General features: G+C 35.4%; 23 protein-coding genes and 1 riboswitch. Of the genes, 16 read left to right on the top strand and 7 right to left on the bottom strand.

Annotated features, from left to right (window positions below):
• Positions 1-17 precede the first annotated feature (17 nt).
• Complete coding sequence (locus tag ATZ35_RS14970; protein ID WP_208927941.1) at positions 18-989, top strand: diaminopimelate dehydrogenase; 972 nt, start codon at positions 18-20, stop codon at positions 987-989.
• Between the two features lie 237 nt (positions 990-1,226).
• Here the strand turns inward: ATZ35_RS14970 and nrdI are convergent, their stop codons facing one another.
• A complete protein-coding gene (nrdI, locus tag ATZ35_RS14965; protein WP_208927940.1) occupies positions 1,227-1,679 on the bottom strand; it encodes a class Ib ribonucleoside-diphosphate reductase assembly flavoprotein NrdI in 453 nt (150 codons plus the stop codon).
• A 220-nt stretch (positions 1,680-1,899) separates the two neighbouring features.
• On the opposite strand from nrdI, the gene ATZ35_RS14960 reads away from it, so the two are divergent.
• Positions 1,900-2,361, top strand: coding sequence for a DUF8821 family protein (locus ATZ35_RS14960; protein WP_208927939.1), 462 nt, complete (start codon positions 1,900-1,902; stop codon positions 2,359-2,361).
• 104 nt (positions 2,362-2,465) lie between these two features.
• Here ATZ35_RS14960 and ATZ35_RS14955 read toward each other — a convergent pair whose 3' ends face one another.
• Entirely contained in the window at positions 2,466-3,557 is a 1,092-nt protein-coding gene (locus tag ATZ35_RS14955) for a zinc metalloprotease (protein ID WP_208927938.1), read from the bottom strand.
• Positions 3,558-3,707: 150 nt separating this feature from the next.
• Positions 3,708-3,806, top strand: a riboswitch (TPP riboswitch).
• Positions 3,807-3,859: 53 nt separating this feature from the next.
• Here ATZ35_RS14955 and thiT point away from each other — a divergent pair.
• The 6 genes from thiT to ATZ35_RS14925 all read left to right on the top strand — a co-directional run bounded on the left by thiT (position 3,860) and on the right by ATZ35_RS14925 (position 9,955).
• Positions 3,860-4,462, top strand: a complete 603-nt coding sequence (thiT, locus tag ATZ35_RS14950) for an energy-coupled thiamine transporter ThiT (RefSeq protein ID WP_208927937.1) — start codon at positions 3,860-3,862, stop codon at positions 4,460-4,462.
• A 123-nt stretch (positions 4,463-4,585) separates the two neighbouring features.
• Complete coding sequence (locus ATZ35_RS14945; protein WP_208927936.1) at positions 4,586-5,125, top strand: sigma-70 family RNA polymerase sigma factor; 540 nt, start codon at positions 4,586-4,588, stop codon at positions 5,123-5,125.
• Positions 5,118-6,044 (top strand): hypothetical protein, encoded by a 927-nt coding sequence (locus ATZ35_RS14940; RefSeq protein WP_208927935.1) that lies wholly within the window; start codon positions 5,118-5,120, stop codon positions 6,042-6,044. The genes ATZ35_RS14945 and ATZ35_RS14940 overlap by 8 nt, the downstream gene beginning before the upstream one ends.
• 37 nt (positions 6,045-6,081) lie before the next feature.
• A complete protein-coding gene (locus ATZ35_RS14935; protein WP_208927934.1) occupies positions 6,082-6,750 on the top strand; it encodes a hypothetical protein in 669 nt (222 codons plus the stop codon).
• 245 nt (positions 6,751-6,995) lie between these two features.
• Positions 6,996-8,297: an MFS transporter gene (locus ATZ35_RS14930; RefSeq protein WP_208927933.1), complete on the top strand. Its 1,302-nt coding sequence runs from the start codon at positions 6,996-6,998 to the stop codon at positions 8,295-8,297.
• 236 nt (positions 8,298-8,533) lie between these two features.
• On the top strand, positions 8,534-9,955 hold the full coding sequence (locus ATZ35_RS14925; protein ID WP_208927932.1) for a hypothetical protein: 1,422 nt from the start codon (positions 8,534-8,536) through the stop codon (positions 9,953-9,955).
• A 76-nt stretch (positions 9,956-10,031) separates the two neighbouring features.
• Here the strand turns inward: ATZ35_RS14925 and ATZ35_RS14920 are convergent, their stop codons facing one another.
• Complete coding sequence (locus tag ATZ35_RS14920) at positions 10,032-10,430, bottom strand: VOC family protein (protein ID WP_208927931.1); 399 nt, start codon at positions 10,428-10,430, stop codon at positions 10,032-10,034.
• A gap of 238 nt (positions 10,431-10,668) precedes the next feature.
• Between ATZ35_RS14920 and ATZ35_RS14915 the strand changes: the two genes are divergently transcribed.
• The 3 genes from ATZ35_RS14915 (at position 10,669) to ATZ35_RS14905 (ending at position 14,415) form a co-directional block, all read left to right on the top strand.
• Complete coding sequence (locus tag ATZ35_RS14915; RefSeq protein WP_208927930.1) at positions 10,669-12,207, top strand: zinc ribbon domain-containing protein; 1,539 nt, start codon at positions 10,669-10,671, stop codon at positions 12,205-12,207.
• Between the two features lie 233 nt (positions 12,208-12,440).
• Positions 12,441-13,631 (top strand): glycoside hydrolase family 3 N-terminal domain-containing protein, encoded by a 1,191-nt coding sequence (locus tag ATZ35_RS14910; protein WP_208927929.1) that lies wholly within the window; start codon positions 12,441-12,443, stop codon positions 13,629-13,631.
• A gap of 10 nt (positions 13,632-13,641) precedes the next feature.
• Positions 13,642-14,415 carry a zinc ribbon domain-containing protein gene (locus ATZ35_RS14905; protein ID WP_208927928.1) on the top strand — a complete coding sequence of 258 codons (774 nt, stop codon included), beginning with the start codon at positions 13,642-13,644 and terminating at the stop codon, positions 14,413-14,415.
• Positions 14,416-14,466: 51 nt separating this feature from the next.
• On the opposite strand, the gene ATZ35_RS14900 is transcribed toward ATZ35_RS14905, so the two are convergent.
• The 4 genes from ATZ35_RS14900 to ATZ35_RS14885 all read right to left on the bottom strand — a co-directional run bounded on the left by ATZ35_RS14900 (position 14,467) and on the right by ATZ35_RS14885 (position 17,472).
• Positions 14,467-15,318: a MurR/RpiR family transcriptional regulator gene (locus ATZ35_RS14900; protein ID WP_208927927.1), complete on the bottom strand. Its 852-nt coding sequence runs from the start codon at positions 15,316-15,318 to the stop codon at positions 14,467-14,469.
• Between the two features lie 107 nt (positions 15,319-15,425).
• Positions 15,426-16,265, bottom strand: coding sequence for a Cof-type HAD-IIB family hydrolase (locus ATZ35_RS14895; RefSeq protein ID WP_208927926.1), 840 nt, complete (start codon positions 16,263-16,265; stop codon positions 15,426-15,428).
• A 26-nt stretch (positions 16,266-16,291) separates the two neighbouring features.
• Positions 16,292-16,675 (bottom strand): VOC family protein, encoded by a 384-nt coding sequence (locus ATZ35_RS14890; RefSeq protein ID WP_208927925.1) that lies wholly within the window; start codon positions 16,673-16,675, stop codon positions 16,292-16,294.
• Positions 16,676-16,842: 167 nt separating this feature from the next.
• Complete coding sequence (locus ATZ35_RS14885; RefSeq protein ID WP_208927924.1) at positions 16,843-17,472, bottom strand: hypothetical protein; 630 nt, start codon at positions 17,470-17,472, stop codon at positions 16,843-16,845.
• A gap of 367 nt (positions 17,473-17,839) precedes the next feature.
• Between ATZ35_RS14885 and ATZ35_RS14880 the strand changes: the two genes are divergently transcribed.
• From ATZ35_RS14880 to pcp, 5 genes are all read left to right on the top strand, one after another.
• Positions 17,840-19,339 carry an Lsa family ABC-F type ribosomal protection protein gene (locus ATZ35_RS14880; RefSeq protein WP_208927923.1) on the top strand — a complete coding sequence of 500 codons (1,500 nt, stop codon included), beginning with the start codon at positions 17,840-17,842 and terminating at the stop codon, positions 19,337-19,339.
• 330 nt (positions 19,340-19,669) lie between these two features.
• The gene (locus ATZ35_RS14875; protein WP_208927922.1) at positions 19,670-21,748 is read left to right on the top strand and encodes a hypothetical protein; all 2,079 of its coding nucleotides are present in this window, start codon (positions 19,670-19,672) and stop codon (positions 21,746-21,748) included.
• 270 nt (positions 21,749-22,018) lie between these two features.
• The gene (locus ATZ35_RS14870) at positions 22,019-22,720 is read left to right on the top strand and encodes a DUF969 domain-containing protein (protein ID WP_208927921.1); all 702 of its coding nucleotides are present in this window, start codon (positions 22,019-22,021) and stop codon (positions 22,718-22,720) included.
• Entirely contained in the window at positions 22,717-23,661 is a 945-nt protein-coding gene (locus ATZ35_RS14865) for a DUF979 domain-containing protein (protein WP_208927920.1), read from the top strand. Before ATZ35_RS14870 ends, ATZ35_RS14865 begins: the two co-directional genes overlap by 4 nt.
• A gap of 287 nt (positions 23,662-23,948) precedes the next feature.
• Entirely contained in the window at positions 23,949-24,593 is a 645-nt protein-coding gene (gene pcp, locus ATZ35_RS14860) for a pyroglutamyl-peptidase I (RefSeq protein ID WP_208927919.1), read from the top strand.
• Positions 24,594-24,605: the final 12 nt, after the last annotated feature.

The following is a 24,605-nucleotide window of genomic DNA, read 5'->3' as shown; positions in this document are numbered from 1 at the left end:
AGTGGAGGAATGTAAGTATGATCAAAGTAGCGATTATCGGGTACGGGAACCTGGGACGTGGGGTTGAACGATCACTAAAACAACAAAAAGATATGGAACTAGTAGGTGTTTATACAAGAAGAGCGCCAGAGACGGTTCAAACAGAAGGTGCACAAGCCTTCACCATGGACCAACTCAAGGATAAAAAAGGGGAGATCGATGTTTGTATTCTATGCGGTGGTTCAGCAACGGATTTACCAACGCAAACACCAGAATGGACGCATTTATTTAATACAATCGATAGTTTTGACACGCACGCGAAGATTCCAGAACACTTTGCTAAAGTAGATCGCGTAGCAAAAGAAAATCAGACGACCTCAATTATTTCAACGGGATGGGATCCAGGCTTATTTAGTTTAAATCGTTTATACGCACAAAGTATTTTGCCAGTTGGAGAGACGAATACTTTTTGGGGAAAAGGCGTTAGCCAAGGGCATTCTGATGCATTACGACGAATCGAAGGCGTAGCAGATGCCGTGCAATATACGATTCCTAATAGTGAAGTGATCGAGAAACTTAAAGCGGGGGAACACTTAACTTTAACCACTCGGGATAAACATTTTAGAGAATGTTTTGTGGTTTTAGAGGATGAATTTGATCCAGAAAAAATTCGAGAAGAAATTGTTTCAATGCCAAATTACTTTGTTGAGTATGATACAGAAGTTCATTTTATTTCCCAAGCAGATTTAGACCAAAATCATAAAGCAATGCCCCATGGAGGGACTGTTTTGCATACTGGAACGACACATGAGAATACGAAACAAGTCATTGAATATAACTTACAACTGGAAAGTAATCCAGAATTTACAGCAAGTGTCTTAGTTGCATATGCTAGAGCTTGTGTTCGGTTAGCAAAAGAAAAACAATTTGGGGCCTATACTGTTTTAGATATTGCCCCTAAATATTTGTCTGATCGAACAGATGAAGAATTAAGAAAAGAGTTATTGTAATTTTTTACAGTGAATTTAAAGAGAATGTTGATCAGAACATTCTCTTTTTTGCACTTGCTTAACGTGAAGATTGGATGGGTAAACTCAAATCAAAGTAAACGGTCGATTACAAACATAACAACGACAATGCTGCTCTTTTTTTGTGGTGGCATTTTAGATCATATCGATCTTGGTGAAGCAAGTGGTTACAATCAAACAAAGCGCCAGTTCAATAAGAATAAAAAAAATCCGCCAATCTCATAAATCAGAGACTGGTGGATTTTTAATGGTTTCGGCCATTACAGTATAAACACGCTCTAAATCTTCTTGCGTTCCACGTAATTCATAGTCTGCTAAAAAAGGAAAGCCGAATTTTTGAGCATATTGTTTTGCTGTCAAACAGTATTGATGATTAAAATTCTTATTCCCACTACCAACAACACCAAGACAATACCGATAGTTACCATGATACTCTAAATACTCCCGCATTGTTTCAGTCAGTATTTCTGTATCACCATTATCGACCCCGTTCCCGCCATCTAAATAAGTTGGGACAAAAGTGAAAAAAGGAGCATGCTCGTCTTCAAAAACTGAATTTTCATGGAGTTCTTTGATGTTGATCTGTGTATTATATTTATCAGTAGCATATGTCGCTAAACGCTGGACAAATGAACGAGTGTTACCCGAAATTGAAATATAAAAAATGTTCATTTTAAAACCTCCTTAAAATAAGAACCGTATTAGATTATCTAGAGTTATAGTAGATGAATTGAATCTATTAAGTTCTTGGTTATCATTTTACACCCTAATCATAGTGAATGGAAAGTAAATTCCCACATTTTTGTGAAGAATATCATTTAATCTTTATTGTTTGTCACTAATTCCTTCATCCCCTATAATAGGCCTATACAAGAAGAAAAGAGGAGCCCAAATGACTTATAAAGTAGAGTTTAAAGAGGTATCAACCGTTGGTCTTGAAACGTCTCCAGTGGCCGTTGCACTGGCCGGATTACGTGCGAATGAAGCTCGCTATTATTGGAATAAATACAAACATGAATTTGTAACTGTACCAGCAAGTGATGATCCTGAAACCTTAGCTTGGGTCGAGAAGATTTTAGCAGAACGTGAGATGAACTTTCCGTATAAACCATTAGAGGTTTCTAGCTTTGAAGTCGATGGTATCAAGATGGCTTATGTTTTTTACGAAAATGGCTTAGCGGTAAATGTTATGTATACCCTTGAAAAAGGTGGGAAACGTGCAGTTGGCTTTAAATTATCGGATGGTATGGACATTCCAGCTGAGTTTGAAGGGAAATTCAAATTTGCTCGACAAAAATCAAAATTAGCAGGTACCATTCGTGGGTCATTCTTTGTGATTAAAGGAGAGTATTAAGCGTTCTTTGATATCTAAATGAAGGACAAGTTTGGATATACTCTAAATAAAAAAGTGATTAGAACGATTTTTCAAGATCGCTCTGATCACTTTTTTTGATCAAATTATTTATTATGATTAGCTAAAATTTCATTGTAAAGCCAATCATTTAACGTCAGCTCGGCTTTGGCATCCCCAAGATTCGGTGCTTTATTAACGAAAGATTTCCCTTTTTTTAAGCAATCTAAAGCTGTTTTAACATCATTTTCTACAAAATAGTAATAGGTAGCTTCGATACGCTTATTCCCCATCAAAGGTTGCTTCAAGCTCATTTGTACTTTTTTATCAGACCATAACTCAGTCAGTCGTGAATCGTCTGGTTTAGTAATCGCCAGCGAAAAGATCATCTCTTTTTTCACTTCAATTTGATAGATAGAAATCAACTCATCTTTACGATGCCATAACGATTCCATCGCTTCATTTAAGCTTTTCCAATCCATCTCTTCTGAAAAACGAGCCATTTTTAAAAATTGTTGGTAGTCATTAGAATACGTTTGCTTAGGAATAGCTGGAACTAATTCAAAATAGACCTTTGGTAGTTCAATGTAACTAAAGCCTTGATTTAAAAGAGAGTTCACTTCAAATTGTAAGTATAATAAATATTGCTGTTCTTCACTAGAGGTAGCTGTTTTTAAGCTCATACCATCATTAAATCCCATTGGAATAGCATTTGTAAGAACCGTAAACAGCCCAGTAACAATAAATGCCATAGCAATCAGCGAGTGAAATCCAAATGAAATCAAAACGATACCAGAAATAATCACATTTGCTAAAACACCACCTAATAAATATAGGCGAAAAGGAAACTTCCCCTTTTCATAGGTTGGAGGTGCCATCAAGCATTGTCCAAGGGTACCGGGAACGTTGAAGCGTCTAAACACAACTCCACCATTCGTTTGCCAAACCCACATAAAAGAGAAAATTCGGTAACTCACCATTTTATAACCAGTTAATTTCCCAAAAATGCCATGACCTGCTTCGTGGATAATGATATGAAGGATATAAGAAAGAATCAGCGCAAAGACAAAAATAAGTATGTCTAAAACAGATAAATCAAGATTATTTTTTGCAATTAGATATCCCCCAAAATAGCCACCTATGCCTCCTAACCCTAATGAAATCAAAATAGAACCAACTTTTTTTACCTTTTTTTTCATACGATACCTCCTTAGTTTAATTCTATTTTACCGTATTGATATAGAGAAAGCTCACGCTTTTTTATTAAAGTCGCTTCTTTACTTTTTTTGAACAACATGTTACTCTTTTAGTGTTGTCAGAAAATGATGACCACTAAAAATTAAATAGAACCCATCACAAAGGGGAGCCATGGCTGAGAATGAGTAATAACTCTAAACCCTTCGAACCTGTTCGTTAGTACGAGCGTAGGAATTGTGATGGAGTAAATAGCAACTTTTACTCCTCCTTTGTGAATCGGTCGTTCTAGAGGGAGGATTTTTTTATGCAAAGAACATCAGAGTTACGAGTTTGGATCGAAGGAACGATCGTGGCAGCTATTGCAATGGTGTTGTCCTTTATTCCAACGAATATTGGTAGTAGTTTTTCAATATCATTAGGGATGATCCCTATCACGCTTTATGCTTTACGGAGAGGAACCAAAGCTGGCTTCTTTTCAGCATTTATTTGGGGATTGTTACACTTTCCTTTAGCACAAGTCTATTATTTAATGCCAGCCCAAGTGATTATTGAGTATATTTTAGCTTTTGGTTTTGCAGGGGTCGCAGGCGTTTATAGTGACAAGTTGCAACAAGCAATTCGAAATGAAGAATATAAGAAGAGTAGCCGCATCATTATCTATGCTTCATTTTTTGGCACACTGATGCGTTATATTTGGCACTTTATAGCCGGCGTGATTTTCTGGGGGAGCTTTGCACTTTGGGGAATGAATCCATGGTTGTTTTCATTTGTAATGAATGGGTTAAGTGGGGTAGCAACTGCAATTGTAACATCAGTTGTGCTGCTATTGCTTCTTAGAATCGATCCTAAGCTATTTACCCCTACAACGATGACAGGAATTCGTCGTCATCATAAAGAAATTGAATAAATGGGTATCATTTAATGTAATTCTAGTATCTGGGCTAAAACTTAGAAAGTTTTAGCTCTTTTTTTATTTTTATTGAAACCTAAATACAATTTTTTTACACTATTAGGGTGAAGAGGTGAGGAAATGGGGAAGTTTAGTTATTCAGAACGTTTATTGGTCAAAAAAGCGATCAAAGGAGATGTCCAAGCATTAGGTAAACTATTACAGAAAAATCATGAATATCTATATAAAATGGCGTACATCTATATTGGGAATAAGGAAGATGCGTTAGATATTATGCAAGAGGCCACAATCCAGTCGATAAAATCGATTCACTCATTAAAAGAACCAAGCTATTTTTTAACTTGGTTTTGTACGATTATGGCAAGACAGGCAAGTAAAGTGATCGATCAAAAAGTTAAAATCCGAGCATTACAGAACAATCCCGCGTATACGGAACCAAAAGATCCATCGTTCAATAAGAACCAAAGCATTGACGTATTAGAAGCGGTAATAAGCTTAGATGACAACTATCGTTTGGTTTTACAGTTATTTTATTATCAGGATCTGTCAGTCAAAGAAATCAGCGAAGTTTTAGCGATGCCGCAAGGTACAGTCAAAACAAATTTAAAACGGGGACGTGAAGCACTTAGACAAACACTAGGGGAGGATTATTATGTCTGATAACGAGAAGAAAATTCTAGAAAAAGCGATGAAGCAAATAAAAGTACCATATGAAGATACACTCGCGGCTTTAGAGACACATTCAAACCGAAGGAAAACGAAGTTCAGTAAACTGAAATATAAATGGGGGGAGCTGATTCTATCAGGCGTCATCATTGTCTGTTTAGTTCTTGTAGGAGCATTAATGTGGCCAAAGAAAAATGAGATAAATAAACCCAGTGCTTCGATTTCTACTTCTTCTACATTGGAAAATACAAACGAAATACCAGCGACTATTTTACAATCCGTAAACTATTGGAAAGTCAAGAACGAAGAGAAGTATTACAGTTTTAGTGAAAGTAAGATTCGGATGATTGTCCAGTATTTCACGCGAATGGAGCCTGAATATACATTTAAAGAAGACCAGTTAGTGATATTTGCCAAAGTCATCAATGATCAAGGGGAGGACGTGGCTGATACCTATTCATATCAAGTGAAAAGAGATGGCGCGAATTTAGTATTAGAACCAAATTCTGCTGAAATAGAACGTCTTATTTTAGAGCCACATAACGAAGAAATTTTTCCATATACTGAAGAAAGTATCAAAAAACTTCAGCCAGCTGTTGAACCAGATTTCACTAAATATGCTTCATGGACATCAATTATAAAAGGAAATCATGGCTTAAATAGTACGGTTACGTTTGATGGATTTCTTAGAAAAGAAAAAATTGATGGTGAAGAAAGGTGGATGACAACCACTTATGAAGTAAAGGATAATCGAATTCTGGTGAATTATGGTGGTTATACAATTGGCAGTGATATGTATTGGGATGGAGAGAATATTGTTTTATGGCCGGCCTCAAGTACACTTCCAAAATCAGAAGACAGAGAAGAATATGATGAGGAGAGCGTTGTGCTCCTTAAGCCAAATAAAGAATAGACTTTATTTTAGATCATATAATTGAAAGGATGAAAAAATGAAAACTAAAAGAGTTATTCGTTGGGTAAATGCACTTGCAGTCTTGATTGGTTGTACAGCAATAGGTTTTTTCGCATATGAATTGGTTAAACTGACGCAAGAAGTTCAAGCAGATGAGTCATACGGAGCAAAAATGACTAAAACGTCCGATAAACCAAATGAATTACCCAAAGAAGCGAAACAAACGATACAAGTCAATACCTTTAAAGAAAATAGCATCGTTAGACCGATTAAAGTAGAACATGGTGAGGAAGTAACAAAAGAAGAATTGATGAAGTATAGTTGGGTTGGCTTAGATCAGGGAATGGATGAAGAGTTTTTGCAAAATAAAGAATTTGAATCAGTGCATATTTTTACAGAACAAAAACGGAAAATCATCACCTTCGATAAAAAGTCTGGTAAGGCATTAAACGGTTTAGATAAGGAAACTGGGAAAGAATTACCACCAGGCGAAGATCTAAGCATTATTGGTTACACAATGACTGGTAATGAATTTCGAGAAGAGGTCAAAATGCATGATAAAACGTTAAGCTCAACGTTTAAGGTTTATTGGGTCGAGGATAAAATAGTCTTCACGCCATTTGATGAATACGATCATAAGGAAGAACGGCAAACTATTTATCAACCAGTGGAATTTATTGAAGAAAATGAATTTGTGGAAAAGTAGTAGCCTAGCAAGTAGCTCATAAATTCTGTATTTGGCTTCCGCAAATTCGCATTTAGGGTGTGAGACAAAAGTGCTTTTTACTTTTGTCTCACACCCACCTTTTTGGTTGGATTAATTAGTTGTAGGAAAAGAATCCATAAAGTAGAATCAATGTAGCTAAAGTGATAAATCAAGGAAACCATTAAATGATATACATATAAAAAAGAGGACATTAGAAAATAAATCATCATTCGAGGAGTGAACATATGTCTAAGCATCCTACTACATCTGACACGATTCATTGGAAAAAGAACTTCTATTTATTCCTAACAGGGCAATTTTTATCAGGAATTACAAGTATGGCCGTCCAATACTCGATAATTTGGTATTTGACTAAAACAACGGGTTCAGCAACCGTCTTAAGTTTTGCTATGCTACTGGGGATGTTGCCAATGGTTCTATTAAGCCCATTTGCCGGACCACTGATCGATCGTTGGAATAAAAAAGTGTTGTTGATCGTGACAGATATTATTGTTGCAATCTTTGCTTTGATTTTATCGATTGTTGGAACGATTTCAGCGGATTTTCCTTTATGGTTAGTGTTCGTCTCATTATTGGTTCGTTCTGTTGCACAAACGTTTCAAATGCCAACGATTCAATCCATATTACCAACAATGGTACCTGAAGATGAGCTGACAAAAGTCAATGGACAATTTAGCATGGTTCAATCAGCCAATTTTATTATTGCTCCAGCATTAGGTGCAGTGCTGTATTCTATTGTTCCAATGAATTTTTTGATTTTATTAGATGTACTTGGAGCTGTCTTTGGTGTCGGGTTATTACTTTTTGTGACCATTCCCAAAGTCACCTCGGAAGGAGAGACCATCCATCTTTTAGCAGATACTAAGTTTGGCTTTAAAAAATTATTTGAAAATAAAGGCTTGTGGTATATTACGATCGTTGGATCGATTTTCATGTTATTATTCATGCCGGCTGCAAGCTTATATCCATTGATGACGATGAATTATTTTAATGGATCGGTTGGGCAAGCTGGATTGGTCGAAGTGGTTTACTCTGTAGGAATGCTGATTGGTGGGGCTGTGATCGGAATTTTTGGGAAATGGAAAAATCGTATGACGCTGATCTTTTGGGCTTATGCAGTGATTGGTGCTTCAATTGGGTTAAGTGGATTGTTACCTGCTACAAGTAAGGGATTTATCTATTTTGTTTTGTTAAATTCAATTGCAGGCTTTGCGACACCATATTTCAATACTTTACTGATGGCGATGATTCAACAAAGTTATGATCCAAATGTGTTAGGTCGTGTGTTAGGAGTGCTAAATTCCTTAATGAGCATCACAGGACCCGTTGGGCTAATCTTTGCAGGGCCATTAGCGGATAGAATTGGGGTAGAGAAAATGTTTGTGATCGCAGGTATCGGTGCGTTGGTGTGTGGTCTGATCAATTTTATGATACCAGTATCACGTAATTATGATAAAGAATTACAGAAACGATTAGCGAAAGAAGAAGTAGAAGAGGATAAAGAAGTGAGTCATGTAGAAAGTTAGAAAAATAACTGGAGAGACGGACGAGTAAATTGTTTGTCTTTCCAGCTATTTTTAGTTCAAATAGACTATGGTACAATTAGTATAAAAAGGAAAAAGTTAAAATGAAAAAAATGGGGTATTCGTTGTTTTTAATTTGTTTCACAGGTATATTTTTTTCACAGAGTAGCTACGCACAGTCATATATTGAAGACCAAACGGGAAAAGTCAATCAAGAGACCAAAGATTATGTTTCTACGTTGAATAAAGAAAAGTTTTCAATTTTAGAGGGAGAGCCTAAGTATGGTGTAGCAATCACACAAGATGTGGAACCTGAGGGCAATCGAATCGATCTGCATATAGAAAATAAATTTAGAAATTTTGATTTTAAGACTAGAGAAGCACCAGTGAACATAGTTGTCGTCTTTGTTTTGGCGCAAAATGAAATAAGCTTTGCTCATGGAGAAAAGCTCACGTCTATTTTTGATCCTTTAAATAAAGACCTTGAATTAAAAGCACGATTGCTAGACCTAGTTAAGTCTGGTAACTATAATGAAGCAATCATAGAAGTATCTAATATTGTTTATCAACAGGTCGAACAGGCATATTTGGAAAAAGGTCTAGCAACTATTTCCAAAGAAAGTGATAAATTAAGAGACGAATATATTAAACAACAAGAGTATGGCAAGATACGTTATTTACTATTGTTTACTTCTATTCTTGTTATCGTCTTCCTTGTTTATAATTTTTATTACCGCTACAAGAATAGTCGTGTTAAGCAGGACTTTTACACGCATAGTATTCTCCCCGACAAGTTACTAAAAGATGCGCTTTACGATCAAAAGGATTTAGATCATTGGTTACAAAATAATCGGAAATTTTACCACGATTACACTAACAAAAACGAAGCAATTAGAGCCTTAAAATATTATTGTCTTTATAATTATTTTCCTAAAAAAATCAATCAATATAGAGCAATAACCGATCAGCAAAAAAGTCTATTGAAAAAATCATTGATGAATCGAAAAATTGAGGACTATTTTTTTACGAACTATTTCTCAGATGAAGAATATACATTTTTGATGTTTAACACAATGATAATAGATGCTCAAAAAGTGTCAGAAGCATATACTGAAAATCTTCTTAGCAGTTTAAGTAAGGTTATTTCTGAGAAGTCTATCGAGGATGAGATTCTGGAATCAAAGTGGCTATTATTACCACAATATAAAATGAGTATGTATGAAGAAGCCAAATCAGTGATAGAAGCTAGACACGAAAACGGAGACTACTTGACTGAAAATATGATTGCAAATCTTAGTTACGAGCAGTTACTTGATGGATTGTCTGATGAACTTGAAAAGGTTTGTTCAAATTCTTTTAAAACAGCCATTTTCAAAGTGGATTTAGGAGAAGTTTATAAATTAGAACCAATTTATAAAGAGATTATTGAAAATGATTTCTCAGATGAAGATTTGTCAGAAGTTATGTCTAGTATAAGAATCGGTTATAGAGCGGATCTTACCTCCATCCCTAAGTTGAAAGAAGTAGTGAGAGTCACCATTATTAACATTCAAGAAACTATTAGAGATAGAAAGAAGCATCAGAAAACGGTAGTTCGTTTCGATTTTGTTGAAAGAGAAGTTAAAACAATTTTACGGCCGAAAAGTAAAAATCGATTTTAAATCAGTAAAAAACAAGCGGGTAATTGCCCGCTTGTTTTTTAGACTATTTATTTTTTCTTCGGACTCTTCTCTATTCCTACATTTTCATCCAAGTCGGTTCCAAAGAGTTTCCATCTGGATCTTGTACTTCTAACCCAAGCATAACATCTTCTGGAATCCCCATATCAACTTTATAAAAATCTCCGCCATTAGCTTTAGCTGTTTCAGCAAATTTCTTAACAGCATCAGCACTTTCCATACTGAATGCAACTAAAACGCCGCTAGTCGATTTTGCATCGGCAATTTTTTTGTCTTTGATAAATTTACTATAGAAGTCGTGATTTAGTAACATGATCCAGAAACTGTCATCCCAAACCATTGAACTGGTATCTTCATTTGAAAATTCTTGATTCTTTTTAAAGCCTAATTTTTCATAAAACTCTGTAGAACGTTTTACATCCGATACTGGAAAATTGACAAATACCGTTGTTGTCATAAAAATCCAACCTTCTTTCTTTTGTTGTTTAATACGCGTAAAGCATCTCATGTGGCTATTTTTTTGTCAAAAATAAAGAATTAAATTAAAAATGTTATTTAAATAGCAAACCAGCCTTTCTATTTGTGGATAAATTATAAAATATAGTTCGTTTTAATCTAAAAATAGTTGACTTTTTGTTTTTAAAATAGAATGATAGTAGAGGGGATAAAAATGAATTTAAAAATAGGAGAGAAAAATGAAACTTTGTCGATCATGTCGTCATGAAAATCAAGAAGAGGCAGTATTTTGTGAAAATTGCGGAGAAAAATTTGAGCAAGAGTCAATTCAATCAGAAACACTTGGAGAAGCAAAAGAAGCTAAAACAACCTGTTCCTGTGGTGCACAATTAGAAGCGGATGATAAATTTTGTTCTGCTTGTGGAAAAGCGGTTGCTAACAAGAGGAGTGACCAAGCACAGACTGTTCCAAAAACACCAATGAGTAAAAAGCAAAAGCTCATACTTGGTATAGTTGCTGTCCTTTTGTGCATCGCTTTCGGTAGTTATTTTGCTACGAAGAATTATTATAGTCAGGAAAATCAGCTCAAAAGAATGGTAGAAACGGTTCAAAACAAAGATGTAAATCAAATGGAAAAATTGACGTTTTCAGCCGATCCAAATTATTCTATAACCAAGAAAGAATTAAAAAAATATTTTGATTATTATAGTCAGAACGAACACAAAGCAGCCTTTTCTCAGTTAATCACTCAATTAAAAACGAATGACAATCAAAACAGCGAGCTAGCATTCGTAAAAAAAGGAAAAAAGCTTCTGTTATTTGATGATTTTCGCTGGGAACTAAAGCCTAGATATATTACCATTACAGCAAATCAAAAAGATATGAAACTTTTTTTGGATGATCAAGAAAAAGAGACAACCGACAAAAATCAGTTTCAAACGGTATGGGGCCCTTTAACACCGGCTGAGTATAGGATCAAAGGGGAGTTAGCAGGAGAAAAAAGCGAAACAACAATTGATTTAGTCCAATCTTCTGATTCAGATCTGCAGCAGATGGGTCAAGTTAGCTTAGATTTTAGGAAAATCTCATTTAAGCTGAAGTCGAATATCTCAGATGCAGAAGTATTTCTTGACGATCAAAAAATCGGTCAACTCACAGCTGAAGAATATGAAGTGAAAAATCAGATATGGCATCAAGGAATGACTGTTCAATTGAAGAAAACATTGGACGATAAAAGCATCATTGAAACAAAACAGCAAGTAATCACAGATTCTTCCTTTGCAGCTGATCATTATGATCCAGAATCTTATTCGTCGATGATCGAATTAAATTTTGCAGATATTCAAGGGAAATCAGAAGTTGAGTATTTTTTAAATGGATTCTACTCAGCAGTTTCAAATTATACAGGAACATACGCAACGTATGATGCAATCAATAAGCAAAAATTTTCTACTTATTTTACGGATGGAGAAAATAATGCTGAGTATCAGGATTTTAATACATTTATTCAATCTATCCGAGATAGTAAGGTTAAAAGCGTAGTCAACGGCTCACCAACCGTGGAAACGGTTAAAATGAACGGGAAGAATAGCTATGAGGTTCGCTATTTAATCAAATATAAGACCAGTTATCAAGATTACAAAACTAAAGATGTAACTCAAATTTTCCGCTATCAAAAAGCAACACTTATCTATGACGAAGAAGCAAAGAAATTCACCATTCAAAGTCTAGGTGGTAAAGAGAATTTTGAAATAGTTGATAATGGCGGGATCGAATGATGTAACAAATGAGCGCGTGATGTTTGGCAACTGATTTGGTGGACAAGCTAGTCTTTTTTTTAAAAAGCAATAATGATGGAAAACCTCATTTAGATCTTGTTGTGATAAAGCGATCCCCCTAAATTTTTAGTTTAAAATAGAGTGAATCCGACAGGTCTATGTTATATTGAAAAGGAAAAGCCAAACAAACATTGTGATCCATATGAGGAGGAAATACCATCAATAACAAAAAGATGATTGTCAGTGCAGTACTAGTTTTACTAGCGATTTTGGGTATTAGTTTAGTGATAATTTTATTTCTTAATCAAGATAAAAATACAGAAATCGCTAAAAGTAATGTTAATGAAGCGACATCAACTAGCAAAGGGACAAAGGATTCAACGAAAGAAACAGGGGAGAATAACATAAAAGATTCAGAGAAAATAATCAATGAAATGATCGCTACTATGAGTGTAGAAGAAAAAGTTGGACAACTATTTTTGGCACGAGTACCAATTAATCAGCAGTTAGAAAGTATCAAAAATTATCATCTAGGAGGCTATCTTCTTTTTGGGCGTGATGTTGAATCTGAAACACCAGATTCACTGAAGGACAAAATAAAGTCCTATCAATCTGCAAGTAAAGTACCATTGTTTATTGCCTCAGATGAAGAAGGTGGTACTGTTTCTCGTTTAAGCAGAGGAACAGGCTTGGTTTCGGAAGTTTTTAAGTCACCACAAGAAGTCTATCAGGAATCAGGGTGGCCGGGGATTCGTTCGGATATTCAAAAAAAAGCAGCAGTACTCCATTCGTATGGGATCCAAGGTGGCTTATTTCCTGATGCAGATGTTGCGACCGATCCACAAGCTTTTATTTATGATCGAACATTAGGTCTTGATGCGCAAGAAACAAGTGAGTTTGTGAAAGTCAGTGTTGAAGAATTAAAAAAACAAAAGATAACGTCCACGTTAAAACATTTTCCAGGTTACGGCAATAATCGTGACTCTCATGTGGAAATCGTTTATGACACTCGCAGTATCGATGAACTAAGAAGCAACGACTTTTTACCTTTTAAAGCAGGGATCGATGCTGGTGCAGATAGTGTTTTAGTTTCTCATAATATTATTACAAGTATTGATGGAACAATGCCAGCTTCAATTTCTCGCCCCGTTCATGATGTTTTACGGAATGAATTAGGTTTTGAAAAAGTTATTATGACAGATGATATGGATATGGCGGGTCTTGCCGATTTCATTTCTCAAGAAGAAGCAGGGCTAGCTGCATTAAAAGCGGGGAATGATTTGATTTTATCTTCCTCTTTTCAAGAACAGATTCCTTATGTTCTACAGGGAATTGAAGCAGGAACATACACAGAGGAAGCTTTGAATCAATCAGTTTATCGAGTATTAAAAATGAAAAATGATGTAGGGTTAATAAATTGGTAGAGGTGTAAAAATGAAGTATTGTATTCAATGTGGCAAAGAACTGAAGACTGGGGCAAAATTTTGCTCTGCTTGTGGTAAAAGGCAAAATCAAGAGCAAACAGAAACGACAACAGTAGAGACTGTTTTAGAAAAAGGGGCACAAATCCAATCCACAATAAATGAGCAACTGAAAAGCAATCAAACGGTCCAGCAGCTAACGAAAGAAAGCAAAAATTATTTTAGTTGGCTTAATAGCCAAATCAAAGGAAACAATACCAATACAGAACAAGCGAGTTCCATTTTTGGTGTTATCAACTTTTTAATTTTGAGCGTTGTGAACAGTCTAGCCATTAGTCGGAGCATGTTAAGGATGGATGGTTACGGGGCTGAAACGGTACTATCATTATTTATTGAAAATTTGTTCGTGATCGGCATTTACTTTACACTTTTTGGCTTGGTCTATTTCGTAGCAAGTACCAAAATATCAAAGAAAAAGGGCTCATTCATCGTTAAATTTTCAGCGTTGTTTCGTTCAACAAGCTTAGCGGTTTATATTAGTCTAGGCGCTTTCGTCTGTTCTTTTTTGATAAGAGATTCTTATATGATCGTGATGGGCTTGCTGTGTTTAGTAGCTTTGATGGTTAGTTTCTCATTTACGGATCATTTGTGGAAAAGAGAAGATATCTTAAGTCGTTTTGGGCTAACCTTACTAGTATTGTTAGGATCATTTGTAGTCATATTCTTATTATTTAATCTTGTAGGCGGTTCGAAATTGCTTGAACTTTTTTTGGAAAACCTTAAGTAATGCAGATAAAAACAGCTCATACTTTATTGGATGAGCTGTTTTTTTACTCAACTAAATCAAATTTGGATTCATCTTTTGATAGTTTTCTAGTTTATAAGCTAGATTTTTTTCATAATCTTGATTAAAAAAACTAAGATATAAACGATCGAAGAGATACATCAAGGACATCCGTGTTGAGAAAGATGAAATCTTGTTATAGTGGTTTTCCATTGAGGAAAATAGTAAAATACCATCGACTTTTTCTTTTAGAAGTGTGCTGTTTTGGGATGTGATCAGTAGAATCTGGCTATTATTTTTCTGCAAAATGTCTATGATTTTTTTTATGCTGGAGCCGCGTCCTTCGTAAGAGACAACAATCGCAAGATGATCAGACGTGCTATTGGCAGCGGATAAATTTTGCGTGTAGTCATCAATCGGAACGTTGATTCTTTTCCCGATTTCCAGCATTTGAAATTGAAAGTTTTGGGCAAAATAAATGTTTGCAGATGAAGCGTAAATATCGATAAACTTTGCCTTTTTAAGGAGTAAATTAGTAGAAGCGATCATTTCAACATTATTGATATCAATCGTTGACTGGAGCGTTTGTTCATAGACTGTCTTTAGTTTCTTAGTCATGGCATAATGATTATCTTCTGCTGAAATGGGGTAATCAATATCAATAATTTGATCTGTCATGTGCTCATTTAGATCATTGACTAAAGCTAGTTTAAGATCGTTCAAGCCATCAAGATCAAGTTTATTGATCAGGCGGTATATCGTTGAAATAGAGACAAAAGAATGTTCTGCCAATTCCTTTGGTGAAAAATGAATCACTTTGCCTGGATAATCGAGAATGTAGTCAACAAGTGCTTGTTCACTTGTGGTAAGTCGCTCTAGTTTTTTCAATTTTACGATTAAATTCATTCGATAAACACCTTTCAGTTAGGGTTGTATATATGCATTATAACTGATTATTGTTCAGGTGTGGGAAATAAAAAAGATCAGGATGATTTTCTCCTGATCTTTTTTATTTATAGTAAGTCAGCTAAGGCTTTCGCTATGCCATCTTCATTATTAGATAATGTGATTTTATCTGCAGCTTTCTTCAACTCATCGACCGCATTCCCCATGGCTATCCCCATTCCAGCATATTTAATCAAGGACAAATCGTTATGTCCATCGCCAAATGAAATGATATGTTCTTCATGGATGCCTAAAGGTTTTAATGTTTGCTCTAAAGCATTGGCCTTATCAATACCCTGATCCGTAAATTCAAAATACATTGGTGCTGAAAACATCCCGCTAACGGTTTGTTCAAACGGTGCAAGAATTTTTTGCCAGTGTTCTTGTAAATACTCAGGTTGAGCAGCAACCAAAATTTTGTGTAAAGGAAAATCAACAAAAGCCGCTAAATCATCTTTTTCACATAATTGAAAATTACCGCCACGCGATTCGTATTCGATAATGTTGAACAGCCCATCCGCTGAGCCTAGATCCAACATCCCATCAAAGACATTATTGACATACATATAGTCGTCTTTAGCAATCATTGGTTTTACATCATATTGTTTAAGATGCTCTAATATATTTTTACTACTTTCGATCGAAAGGGGTTGGCTGAATAGTTCTTTTTGAGTACTTACATCAAGGACATGGGCCCCATTATAAGAAACAAGCAGACCATTATAGCGATCCATCTCTAATTCTTCAACATATTTCAGCATACCAGGAGTTGGTCTGCCTGAGGCAAGAATGACTTTAATGCCATTTTTTTGCGCATCGATCAACGCTGTTCTGGTTTGCCTAGTCAGTTTTTTTTCATCATTCAAAAGTGTCCCATCAATATCTAAAACTATCGCTTTTACATCCATCGTATTTCCTCCGTCTATCCTTGATTTTAAACAGTTAATTCTAAACGATTTCCTTCTGGATCCGCAATAACAGATTCATAATAGCCATCTCCAGTAGTCCGAACTGGACTTAATAGCGTATAGCCTTCCATCACTAATATGTTGGTGAGATTATCAACGTTATCCTTAGTGCCTAAAGAAATCGCTAAATGAGCAAATCCAAGCATTTCGTTCTCTAAATTACGATCTATAACATCCTCTCGTTGCATGATTTCAAGCCTAGCGCCATCCGCAAACGTTAAAAAATAAGAATGGAAACTTGTTTTTGTGTTGTGATAAAGCTCAGAAGCCGTTGCATTAAAATAGGTTTCGTAAAATGTACGCATATTTTCTAAGTCTTTGACCCACAAACCTATGTGTTCAATTTTCATAATAAAATCTCCCTTTCTATCAAATACAGTAACTATTTTATTAATCCGATCCACTATAGTATAAAGGATAATGAAGCAGGAAAGAGTGATAACAGAGAGATTGACAGTTTTTTTTCAAAAATAATAACAATCAATGGATAAAAGTGAAAATTTTTATTCAATAACGACTAATTATAGTTAAAATTGTTTTTTATCCTTGCATCTAAAGAATCTAGGATCGTGAATACGGAATAATCAAGAGTCATTAGCTGTTCTTTTGAGAGGATCGACATGGAAAGTTGCATTAAGTAAATATCGCCTGAAAACGTATTGTTCATTGAGAATAAATACTCAAATAAGGCTTTTTGATAAGCTGTTTTCTGGTTTGTTAGAATCAAGTCAAAGGCATTTGGAACAATGAAAACCTCATAATCAAGTGCTAAACTTTTTTCATTGTAAAGAGTTTCAATTTTATTCACCGTCTGATCCACTGTTTTAGGGTTTGAAAACACCAACTTTTTTTTGTGAGGATTCGTCACAATATGAGCAACAAGCGGGTCTTCTACCCGCATCACGGGTACATGATTGATGACGTTTGGCTTGACCAAATTAGAATACATCGTGCAGGTAATAAGGATGCCGATAACTGCTTCTGTTGTTTTTTCTTCAATAAAATGTATCAAACTTTTTGTGGTGATCTGTTCCAGAAAATCAGGTATAACATAATGTTCCAACACAATCGTCGGTTTATCTTGAAATAGTTGTGTTAAATAAGGAATATTAGAAAAGTGGGCATGAATACAGAGTATTTTTTTCAAATTGGTTCCTCCAAACTGTACAAAACAAATTCAATTTATATAAAATCTATTATACGTTACTCCTTTCATTTTACTAGTCTCCTGATGCAGTGCGATAAATGGTTGTTGACAAAACTAAAAGCAGCATGATATAGTGAATGCAATTAAAAACGAAGTGAGGGATCCGTGCGTTGAAAAATTAAGTCCATTTGTTGAAGCTGCATTCAGACTGTAACCTGAAGAATCATCAAGGGAGCAGTGTGCAGATTTTCAGGATTGGCTTTGATTTTTCAGCGTATGGGTCTTTTTGTGTACGCCTAAATAGATAGCCAGTTCTGAGAAGAACTGAAGGAAGTAGTCCTTCTGCTTTTCTTAACGAGGTGATAGTATGTCAAAAATTGAAATAAAAAATCTTACCTTTGGATATGACACTCAAGGTACATTATTATTTGATCAAGCTAATTTAAATTTTGATACTCAATGGAAATTAGGGTTGATCGGAAGAAACGGTCGTGGTAAAACAACGTTGCTTAATATATTGCTGAATCAGTTAGCGTATAGTGGGCAGATCTTGCACCAATTAGACTTTTTGTATTTCCCGCAACCAATCAAAGAAAAAAAGCAATTAACCTATTATGTATTACAGGAAATCAGTGATTTTGAGCAATGGGAAATCGAAAGAGAGCTAAATCTTCTGCAAGTCGATCCAGAGATTTTGTGGCGTGATTTTGAGACTCTTTCTGGCGGCGAACAAACAAAAGTCTTATTGGCGCTATTGTTTATTGATGATTATCATTTTCCACTGATTGACGAGCCGACTAACCATTTGGATATTGTTGGACGCAAACAAGTAGCAGACTATTTAAAAAAGAAACGTCAAGGCTTTATCGTAGTCAGTCATGATCGTTCATTTGTGGATGAGGTTGTTGATCATGTCTTATCAATTGAAAAAAGTCAGTTAGAGCTTTATCAAGGCAATTTTTCAGTTTATGAAGAACAAAAGAAAATAAAAGATGAATTTGAACTAGCACAAAATGAAAAACTAAAAAAAGAAGTCAGTCGTCTGAAAAAAACAGCTGCTGAAAAAGCTGAATGGTCTCGTTCTAAGGAGCAAGATAAATATGGTAAAGCATCTGAAAAAGGCAGTGGCGCGATTTATGATACAGGCTTTATCGGCGCAAGAGCAGCTCGAACAATGAAGCGAGCTAAAACAATCGAACATCGGATGGATGCACAATTGTTAGAAAAAGAAAATCTCTTAAAAGATATTGAATATGTAGATCCGTTAACCATGAATTATCAACCAGCTCATCATAAACGTATATTGACAGTTGAAGATTTAGTCTTAAGTTATCAAGATCAACCATTGTTTCAAAAGCTCTCTTTTGAGCTAAATCAAGGGCAAAGAATCGCCTTAGCAGGACAAAATGGTTCTGGAAAATCATCGATCATTCGTTTTTTACTCAATCAGTTTGAGGGAGAAAGCCAAGGCGAAATTCTTCGACCAACAAACTTAAAAATCAGTTATGTTCGTCAGAATTATGAAGATAACCAAGGAACGTTACTAGAATTTTCTGAAGAACAGGGTCTAAATCATCAAGAATTTCTTAATAATCTGCACAAATTAGGAATGGAAAGAACTGTCTTTCAAAATCGTATCGAGCAAATGAGTATGGGACAACGCAAAAAAGTTGAACTAGCAAAATCATTAGCTCAACCAGCCGAGCTTTATATTTGGGATGAACCATTAAATTATCTGGATGTGTTTAATCAAGAACAATTAGAAAAGCTGATTATAGCAGTAAAACCAACCATGTTAGTAGTAGAACATGACCAAGTTTTTTTGGAAAATATCGCGACACAAGTGATTAGTTTGGATAAGAATTGATAAATAAAACGATCAACTAATTCAGAAATTCTGAGTTGTTTGATCGTTTTTTTTCATAGATTTTAGTCACAGTGAATAAGCAGTAAATGTCGATAAAGGAGAAGTAGTCGAATTATCTGGAGCACATTATCTCCACCCTCATCACTCTCTAAGTGTCAACGTCACTAAGAATTGTAGGACTGACTTTTTGAATCTAAACGCATTCTTCTCAGTCTCTCTCTTTCTTGTATTGTTATTCTTAGTTACTTTTGTCATAATAGATTAAGAATGGAGCATCAAAAAAAGTATCAGAATAAACGAGTTGGGGAAATAAGAAAGTGAGTTGGGGTTATGAATTGTTGGGAAATTTTGGAGTTGGAACCAACTTCAGATAAAAAGAGAATCAAAATGGCCTATGAAGAAAAGTTAAAAATGATTGATGAAGACGCAGAACCATTAGCTTTTCATTCATTAAAAGAAGCCTTTGATTCAGCATTATTTCTGTCAGGAACAATTATCGAGAGTAATCGACCAGTTGTACGTGTTGAGGGTGAACAAGTCAAGGAAGAGCAAGCTAAAGCAGATAGAACTGAAGTAGCTAAAGAGACACCAGAACAAGATATAGAAGAAGTTGAACCACAGCAATTTAATGAGAATGAAACATCAGAATCTATCTATGAAAAAAAGCCAACAAATCATGTTGCGCTTTTCGATCAGGAACTAACAGAGATTTTTGAACAGAAAGACTTTTTTGCAACTATTGAAAAATGGACGCCGTTATTTTCTAATCAATTAGCATGGTCGAGCGATGAACATAATCAAATCAAAGATCGAATGCAAGAGTTTTTATTGGCAAATTATCGTGTATTATCGCGAGAAGTAATTACCTATATAGGTAGTTTTTTTGATTTTGATTCCTTGGTTAAAGAGTATAAATCTGGTGACTACTTTTGTTATTCGTGGTCAGAAATCAAGCAAGTACCGCTGTTTGCTTTTGACATTTACCGTGATATTTCAAAAGAACAACGTATCCAGTATTTTACGAATCGTTATGAATTATTTCAGATAGTGGATAATGGCGTTGTAAATCAGAGCTCGTGGCAAGAGCGCTTAGATTGGTGTGGAAGTGTGACAACTAAAGATTATGATGTTGTTACCTTAGAAATCTCCTATCTATTACTCAATGATTTTAGAATGGAGCAGGAGCGAACCGTTACAACGTTTAAAAAACTGTTAAATGAAGCCAAAGCTTTAAAAGAAGGTCAAGAACTTGATTTTTTTAGAACGTACTATGAATGGGTGAAAAATGACGAGGCAACAAATGACGTACTGACTTTTGATAAAAGTGAGCTTACGTTATCGATAACAATCATTGATTTACTGATGGGCTATGTTTATTTTAAGTTGCGACGCTATTCTTGTGTGAAGGAATGTTGGGCAGAATTAGCCCAAAAAAATCCTTCCTTATTTAGAGAAAATGAATTAGCTCTGTTGCAACCGGCGGAACCGGTCCAGATTCTTCCAAAGAAACAAAAAGGGGTGGGCAGTTATTTAGGGGCTATTTTCTTATTGATCGTGGCCGTAGTTAAAATAGGTGGCGTTATTTCAAGAAATAGTGAGGATAAAGCATACACGACACCCTCTGAAATTCAAAATCTATTTAGTGGAGAGCGAAATGTGAATAACAATTTTGTTACAAGTAGCGCTTCGGCGCTCAAAGAAAGCGAAAATTTGTATGACCAATTTGTTTATTATTTCTATGTTGATCGTGAAGATCCAGATCGAGCTGATTTTGTTGAGACAAATTTAACGGGACATGCAAAAGAAATGGCTCAAAAATTGACTATTTCTGATCTGCCTGAGCTTGCGATCGATTCCAAATATGCTTTTCATTCTTCACCAGATATTGTGGCTGAGTATGGACCTGTAACGGCACTAACGCTCTTAGAAAAAGAAGAACCGTTTATTATTTTGCAAGAAGATCATGATGAAAAAATTTCAACTATTTTTGGAACGGGCTGGGAAATTTTGCCTAAGGATAAATTTGATGCATTGTGGGCAGATATACAAGTGCGTCCAATGATGTCACAAAAATTCTTTGTTATTTATTATTTATTATCAGATGAACGAAAAGAAAATCTAAAAGACAATCCAGAGTATACAACAGAAAATGTTAAAAAGATGTTGGAAAAGAATAGCTCAATGCCAACAGCCGTTGAATTTGAATCAGGTACTTGGCAAATCAGCCAAGATGAAGAGGATAAATTGTATACGATCATCAATGATGAAAATAACGAACATCGTTTTATCTTATCGTATGATGATTATGGTCGCTTAGAGCATATTTATGGCGATAAATGGGAAAAAATGGAGGAAGTAAAACAAAAATTAATTTATGATAATGCAGAAGAAACGATAGGTGTTTATTGATCGTTTGAGATAAAAGGATGGACAGTAGGATTCGTTCCAAAGGGCTTGCTTCTGTTTCAATCGTTTATTGGGATTCCGTATAATTGGGCAAAAATACAGTTGATTCTGAAAAAAATCGGCTGTATTTTTTATTTTTTTCAAACGGTACCATTCTTTTTTTAATGAATTTTATCGTAAAAATTAAACATAAAACAAATTTTGTGTATAATAAAGAAGTCATTATTTTTAATATGATAAATGAAATAAACTAAAAAGAAAGAAGTGAACGCAATGGAAAATATTCTTAGCTTATTAGGTGTGTTGATCGTGATTGTCGGATTTGCTATGAAATTAGATTCGATTTTAATTGTTATGATCGCCTTAGTAGTCACTGCCTTAGTCGGCGGTATTGGTTTAGAAGGCATGCTGGATATTTTAGGAACCAGCTTTGTAAGTAATCGTGGTATGGCTATTTTTATTATTATTATGCTAGCAACAGGAACATTAGAAAGAAATGGTTTAAAAGAGTCAGCGGCTTCTCTAATTCGTCGTTTCAAAAAGGTTTCAGCGGGCTTGATCATCGACATCTATGGTGTTTTTAGAATGATTTTTGCAGCATTCAATGTTAGTTTTGGTGGTGTAGCTGGTTTTGTACGTCCAATTATTTTACCAATGTCGATTGGTGCTGTTGAATCACAAAATTTAGAATTAAATGACGAGTATGAAGAAGAACTTAAAGGAATGGCCTCAGCAATGGAAAATATTTGCTGGTTTTTCGGTCAAGTATTGTTTATCGGTGGCGCAGGTGGTCTCTTAGTTCAATCCACCTTAAAAGAGTTAGGCTATGAAGTAAGTTTAGTAGAATTAGCTGCAGTTGAAATTCCTGTGGCACTTGTTGCGTTGATTACAGCAAGTATTTATTTTTATACTAAAGATCGTCGATTGATGAAAAAATACTATGGTACTATCGAGAAGAAAGGAGACCGCTCATGAGTTATTTTATGAACCCAGAGGTCTTGCTTGGTGAAAAATTATTAGAAGTTTTATATATCTTGATGGGCTTGATTTTGATTTATACTGGAATTAAGAATTTTCTAGATAAAAGTAATCCTCATCGCTATGGAACTGGCTATTTTTGGTGTACATTAGGAGTAGTGATCTCAGGTGGACGCTTTATTCCATCACTGATTAGTGGGATCCTGATTTTTTCAATGACGATTCCAGCTGTTTTGAAAAAGGTGAGTAAAGGAAAAACTAAACTACCATCTAAAGAGTATATGCAACAAATGTCAGATAAATTAGGTATGAAAATTTTCATCCCTGCTCTAAGTATTGGTGTCTTTGCGATCATCTTTGCCTTATTTACTAAACTTGGTGCCTTAGTTGGTGTCGGAGTGGGTGTTTTCGTCGCAATTTTGATCTTGATGTTTTATTCTAAAAATAATAAGCCTACGACATTTTTGGATGATGCAGCAGATATGCTTGGGACGGTTGGTCCTTTGAGTATGTTGCCAATGCTCTTAGCTTCATTAGGAGCGGTGTTCACGAGTGCTGGTGTTGGCACGGTGATTTCTTCTGCTGTCGGAAAAGTTGTACCACAAGGAAATGTAGTAGTCGGAATTATTATTTATGCTTTCGGGATGATGCTATTTACGATCATCATGGGGAACGCTTTTGCGGCGATTACTGTGATGACAGTCGGAATCGGTGCACCATTTGTCTTTGCACAAGGCGCAAATCCTGCTTTGATCGGTATGCTGGCACTAACTTGCGGCTACTGTGGAACATTACTGACACCGATGGCAGCAAACTTTAACGTGGTTCCTGTTGCGATGTTGGAAATGAAAGATAAATATGGAGTAATCAAAAATCAATGGTTTATTGCGATTTTTATGTTTGTATTCCAAGTTGTTTATATGATTTTATTTAAATAATTGTTGAGTTGAGACTATAATTAATGTTCTCTAGCTATGCGGGCTAGTCTCTCGGAAAAAAGATGAAAATGGAGTGAGGCAAAAAGCACCTCAATCAATTTTCCCTATTTTTCAGTCGAGACTGAACGAGCCCGCTGCGCTTTAAATGTTATCTAGCTACACGGGCTAGCTCTTCGGAAAAAAGATAAAATCTGCTTGTGGCCAAAAGCGCCACAAACATATTTTCCTATTTTTCTGTCAGAGCTGAACGAGCCCGCTGCGCTTTTAAAATAAGGAGGTAATTTGTAATGAAAGTTTTAATCACAGGTTTTGATCCATTTGGTGGAGACACCGTTAATCCGGCTTATGAAGCGGTAAAATTGATCCCAAATGAGGTAGCAGGAGCACAAATTATCAAAATAGAAATACCAACTGTTTTTGAAGAGAGTGCTAAGGTGTTAGAGGCTTCAATGAAAGAGCATCAGCCCGATATTGTTATTTGTGTTGGTCAGGCTGGCGGACGTAGCGCTGTTTCTTTCGAACGAGTAGCAATCAACTTAGCCGAAGCGAGAATTCCAGATAATAAAGGCAATCAACCAATCGGAGTCAAACTGGAAGAGGATGGTGAGACTGCTTATTTTACATCGCTACCAATCAAAGCGATGATGAAAAATGTTCAGGATCATGGCTTGCCAGCGTATATTTCATATACTGCCGGCACATTTGTCTGTAATGATATCATGTACCGTTTATTGTACATGATCGATAAAGAATTCTCAGGTGTTAAAGGTGGATTTATCCATGTTCCGTTTGAACCAACACAGGTGATTGATCGACCTGTAGGAACACCTTCTATGCCAATCCAAACAATTGCGGATTCATTGATTTATGCAGTTGAGGCAGCAGTAACAACAGAAGTGGATATTGAAGAAAATACAGGAACGACCCATTAAAATAGTGATTAT

Origin of the sequence: Enterococcus rotai, from assembly GCF_001465345.1 — a bacterium.
Classification (GTDB): Bacteria; Bacillota; Bacilli; order Lactobacillales; family Enterococcaceae; genus Enterococcus_L; species Enterococcus_L rotai.
Note: the sequence above shows the minus strand (reverse complement) of the source record. Positions and strands in the feature narration are given on the sequence as shown.

Bases quoted from the DNA above. Each gene is read 5' to 3' on its own strand.
- ATZ35_RS14895 (WP_208927926.1), bottom strand. From the start codon at position 16,265: ATGGATGTAAAAGCGATAGTTTTAGATATTGATGGGACACTTTTGAAT.
- ATZ35_RS14880 (WP_208927923.1), top strand. From the start codon at position 17,840: ATGTCAAAAATTGAAATAAAAAATCTTACCTTTGGATATGACACTCAA.
- thiT (WP_208927937.1), top strand. From the start codon at position 3,860: ATGCAAAGAACATCAGAGTTACGAGTTTGGATCGAAGGAACGATCGTG.
- ATZ35_RS14970 (WP_208927941.1), top strand. From the start codon at position 18: ATGATCAAAGTAGCGATTATCGGGTACGGGAACCTGGGACGTGGGGTT.
- ATZ35_RS14865 (WP_208927920.1), top strand. From the start codon at position 22,717: ATGAGTTATTTTATGAACCCAGAGGTCTTGCTTGGTGAAAAATTATTA.
- ATZ35_RS14920 (WP_208927931.1), bottom strand. From the start codon at position 10,430: ATGACAACAACGGTATTTGTCAATTTTCCAGTATCGGATGTAAAACGT.
- ATZ35_RS14960 (WP_208927939.1), top strand. From the start codon at position 1,900: ATGACTTATAAAGTAGAGTTTAAAGAGGTATCAACCGTTGGTCTTGAA.
- ATZ35_RS14900 (WP_208927927.1), bottom strand. From the start codon at position 15,318: ATGAATTTAATCGTAAAATTGAAAAAACTAGAGCGACTTACCACAAGT.
- pcp (WP_208927919.1), top strand. From the start codon at position 23,949: ATGAAAGTTTTAATCACAGGTTTTGATCCATTTGGTGGAGACACCGTT.
- ATZ35_RS14905 (WP_208927928.1), top strand. From the start codon at position 13,642: ATGAAGTATTGTATTCAATGTGGCAAAGAACTGAAGACTGGGGCAAAA.
- ATZ35_RS14870 (WP_208927921.1), top strand. From the start codon at position 22,019: ATGGAAAATATTCTTAGCTTATTAGGTGTGTTGATCGTGATTGTCGGA.
- ATZ35_RS14890 (WP_208927925.1), bottom strand. From the start codon at position 16,675: ATGAAAATTGAACACATAGGTTTGTGGGTCAAAGACTTAGAAAATATG.
- ATZ35_RS14915 (WP_208927930.1), top strand. From the start codon at position 10,669: ATGAAACTTTGTCGATCATGTCGTCATGAAAATCAAGAAGAGGCAGTA.
- ATZ35_RS14940 (WP_208927935.1), top strand. From the start codon at position 5,118: ATGTCTGATAACGAGAAGAAAATTCTAGAAAAAGCGATGAAGCAAATA.
- nrdI (WP_208927940.1), bottom strand. From the start codon at position 1,679: ATGAACATTTTTTATATTTCAATTTCGGGTAACACTCGTTCATTTGTC.
- ATZ35_RS14945 (WP_208927936.1), top strand. From the start codon at position 4,586: ATGGGGAAGTTTAGTTATTCAGAACGTTTATTGGTCAAAAAAGCGATC.
- ATZ35_RS14955 (WP_208927938.1), bottom strand. From the start codon at position 3,557: ATGAAAAAAAAGGTAAAAAAAGTTGGTTCTATTTTGATTTCATTAGGG.
- ATZ35_RS14875 (WP_208927922.1), top strand. From the start codon at position 19,670: ATGAATTGTTGGGAAATTTTGGAGTTGGAACCAACTTCAGATAAAAAG.
- ATZ35_RS14935 (WP_208927934.1), top strand. From the start codon at position 6,082: ATGAAAACTAAAAGAGTTATTCGTTGGGTAAATGCACTTGCAGTCTTG.
- ATZ35_RS14930 (WP_208927933.1), top strand. From the start codon at position 6,996: ATGTCTAAGCATCCTACTACATCTGACACGATTCATTGGAAAAAGAAC.
- ATZ35_RS14910 (WP_208927929.1), top strand. From the start codon at position 12,441: ATGATTGTCAGTGCAGTACTAGTTTTACTAGCGATTTTGGGTATTAGT.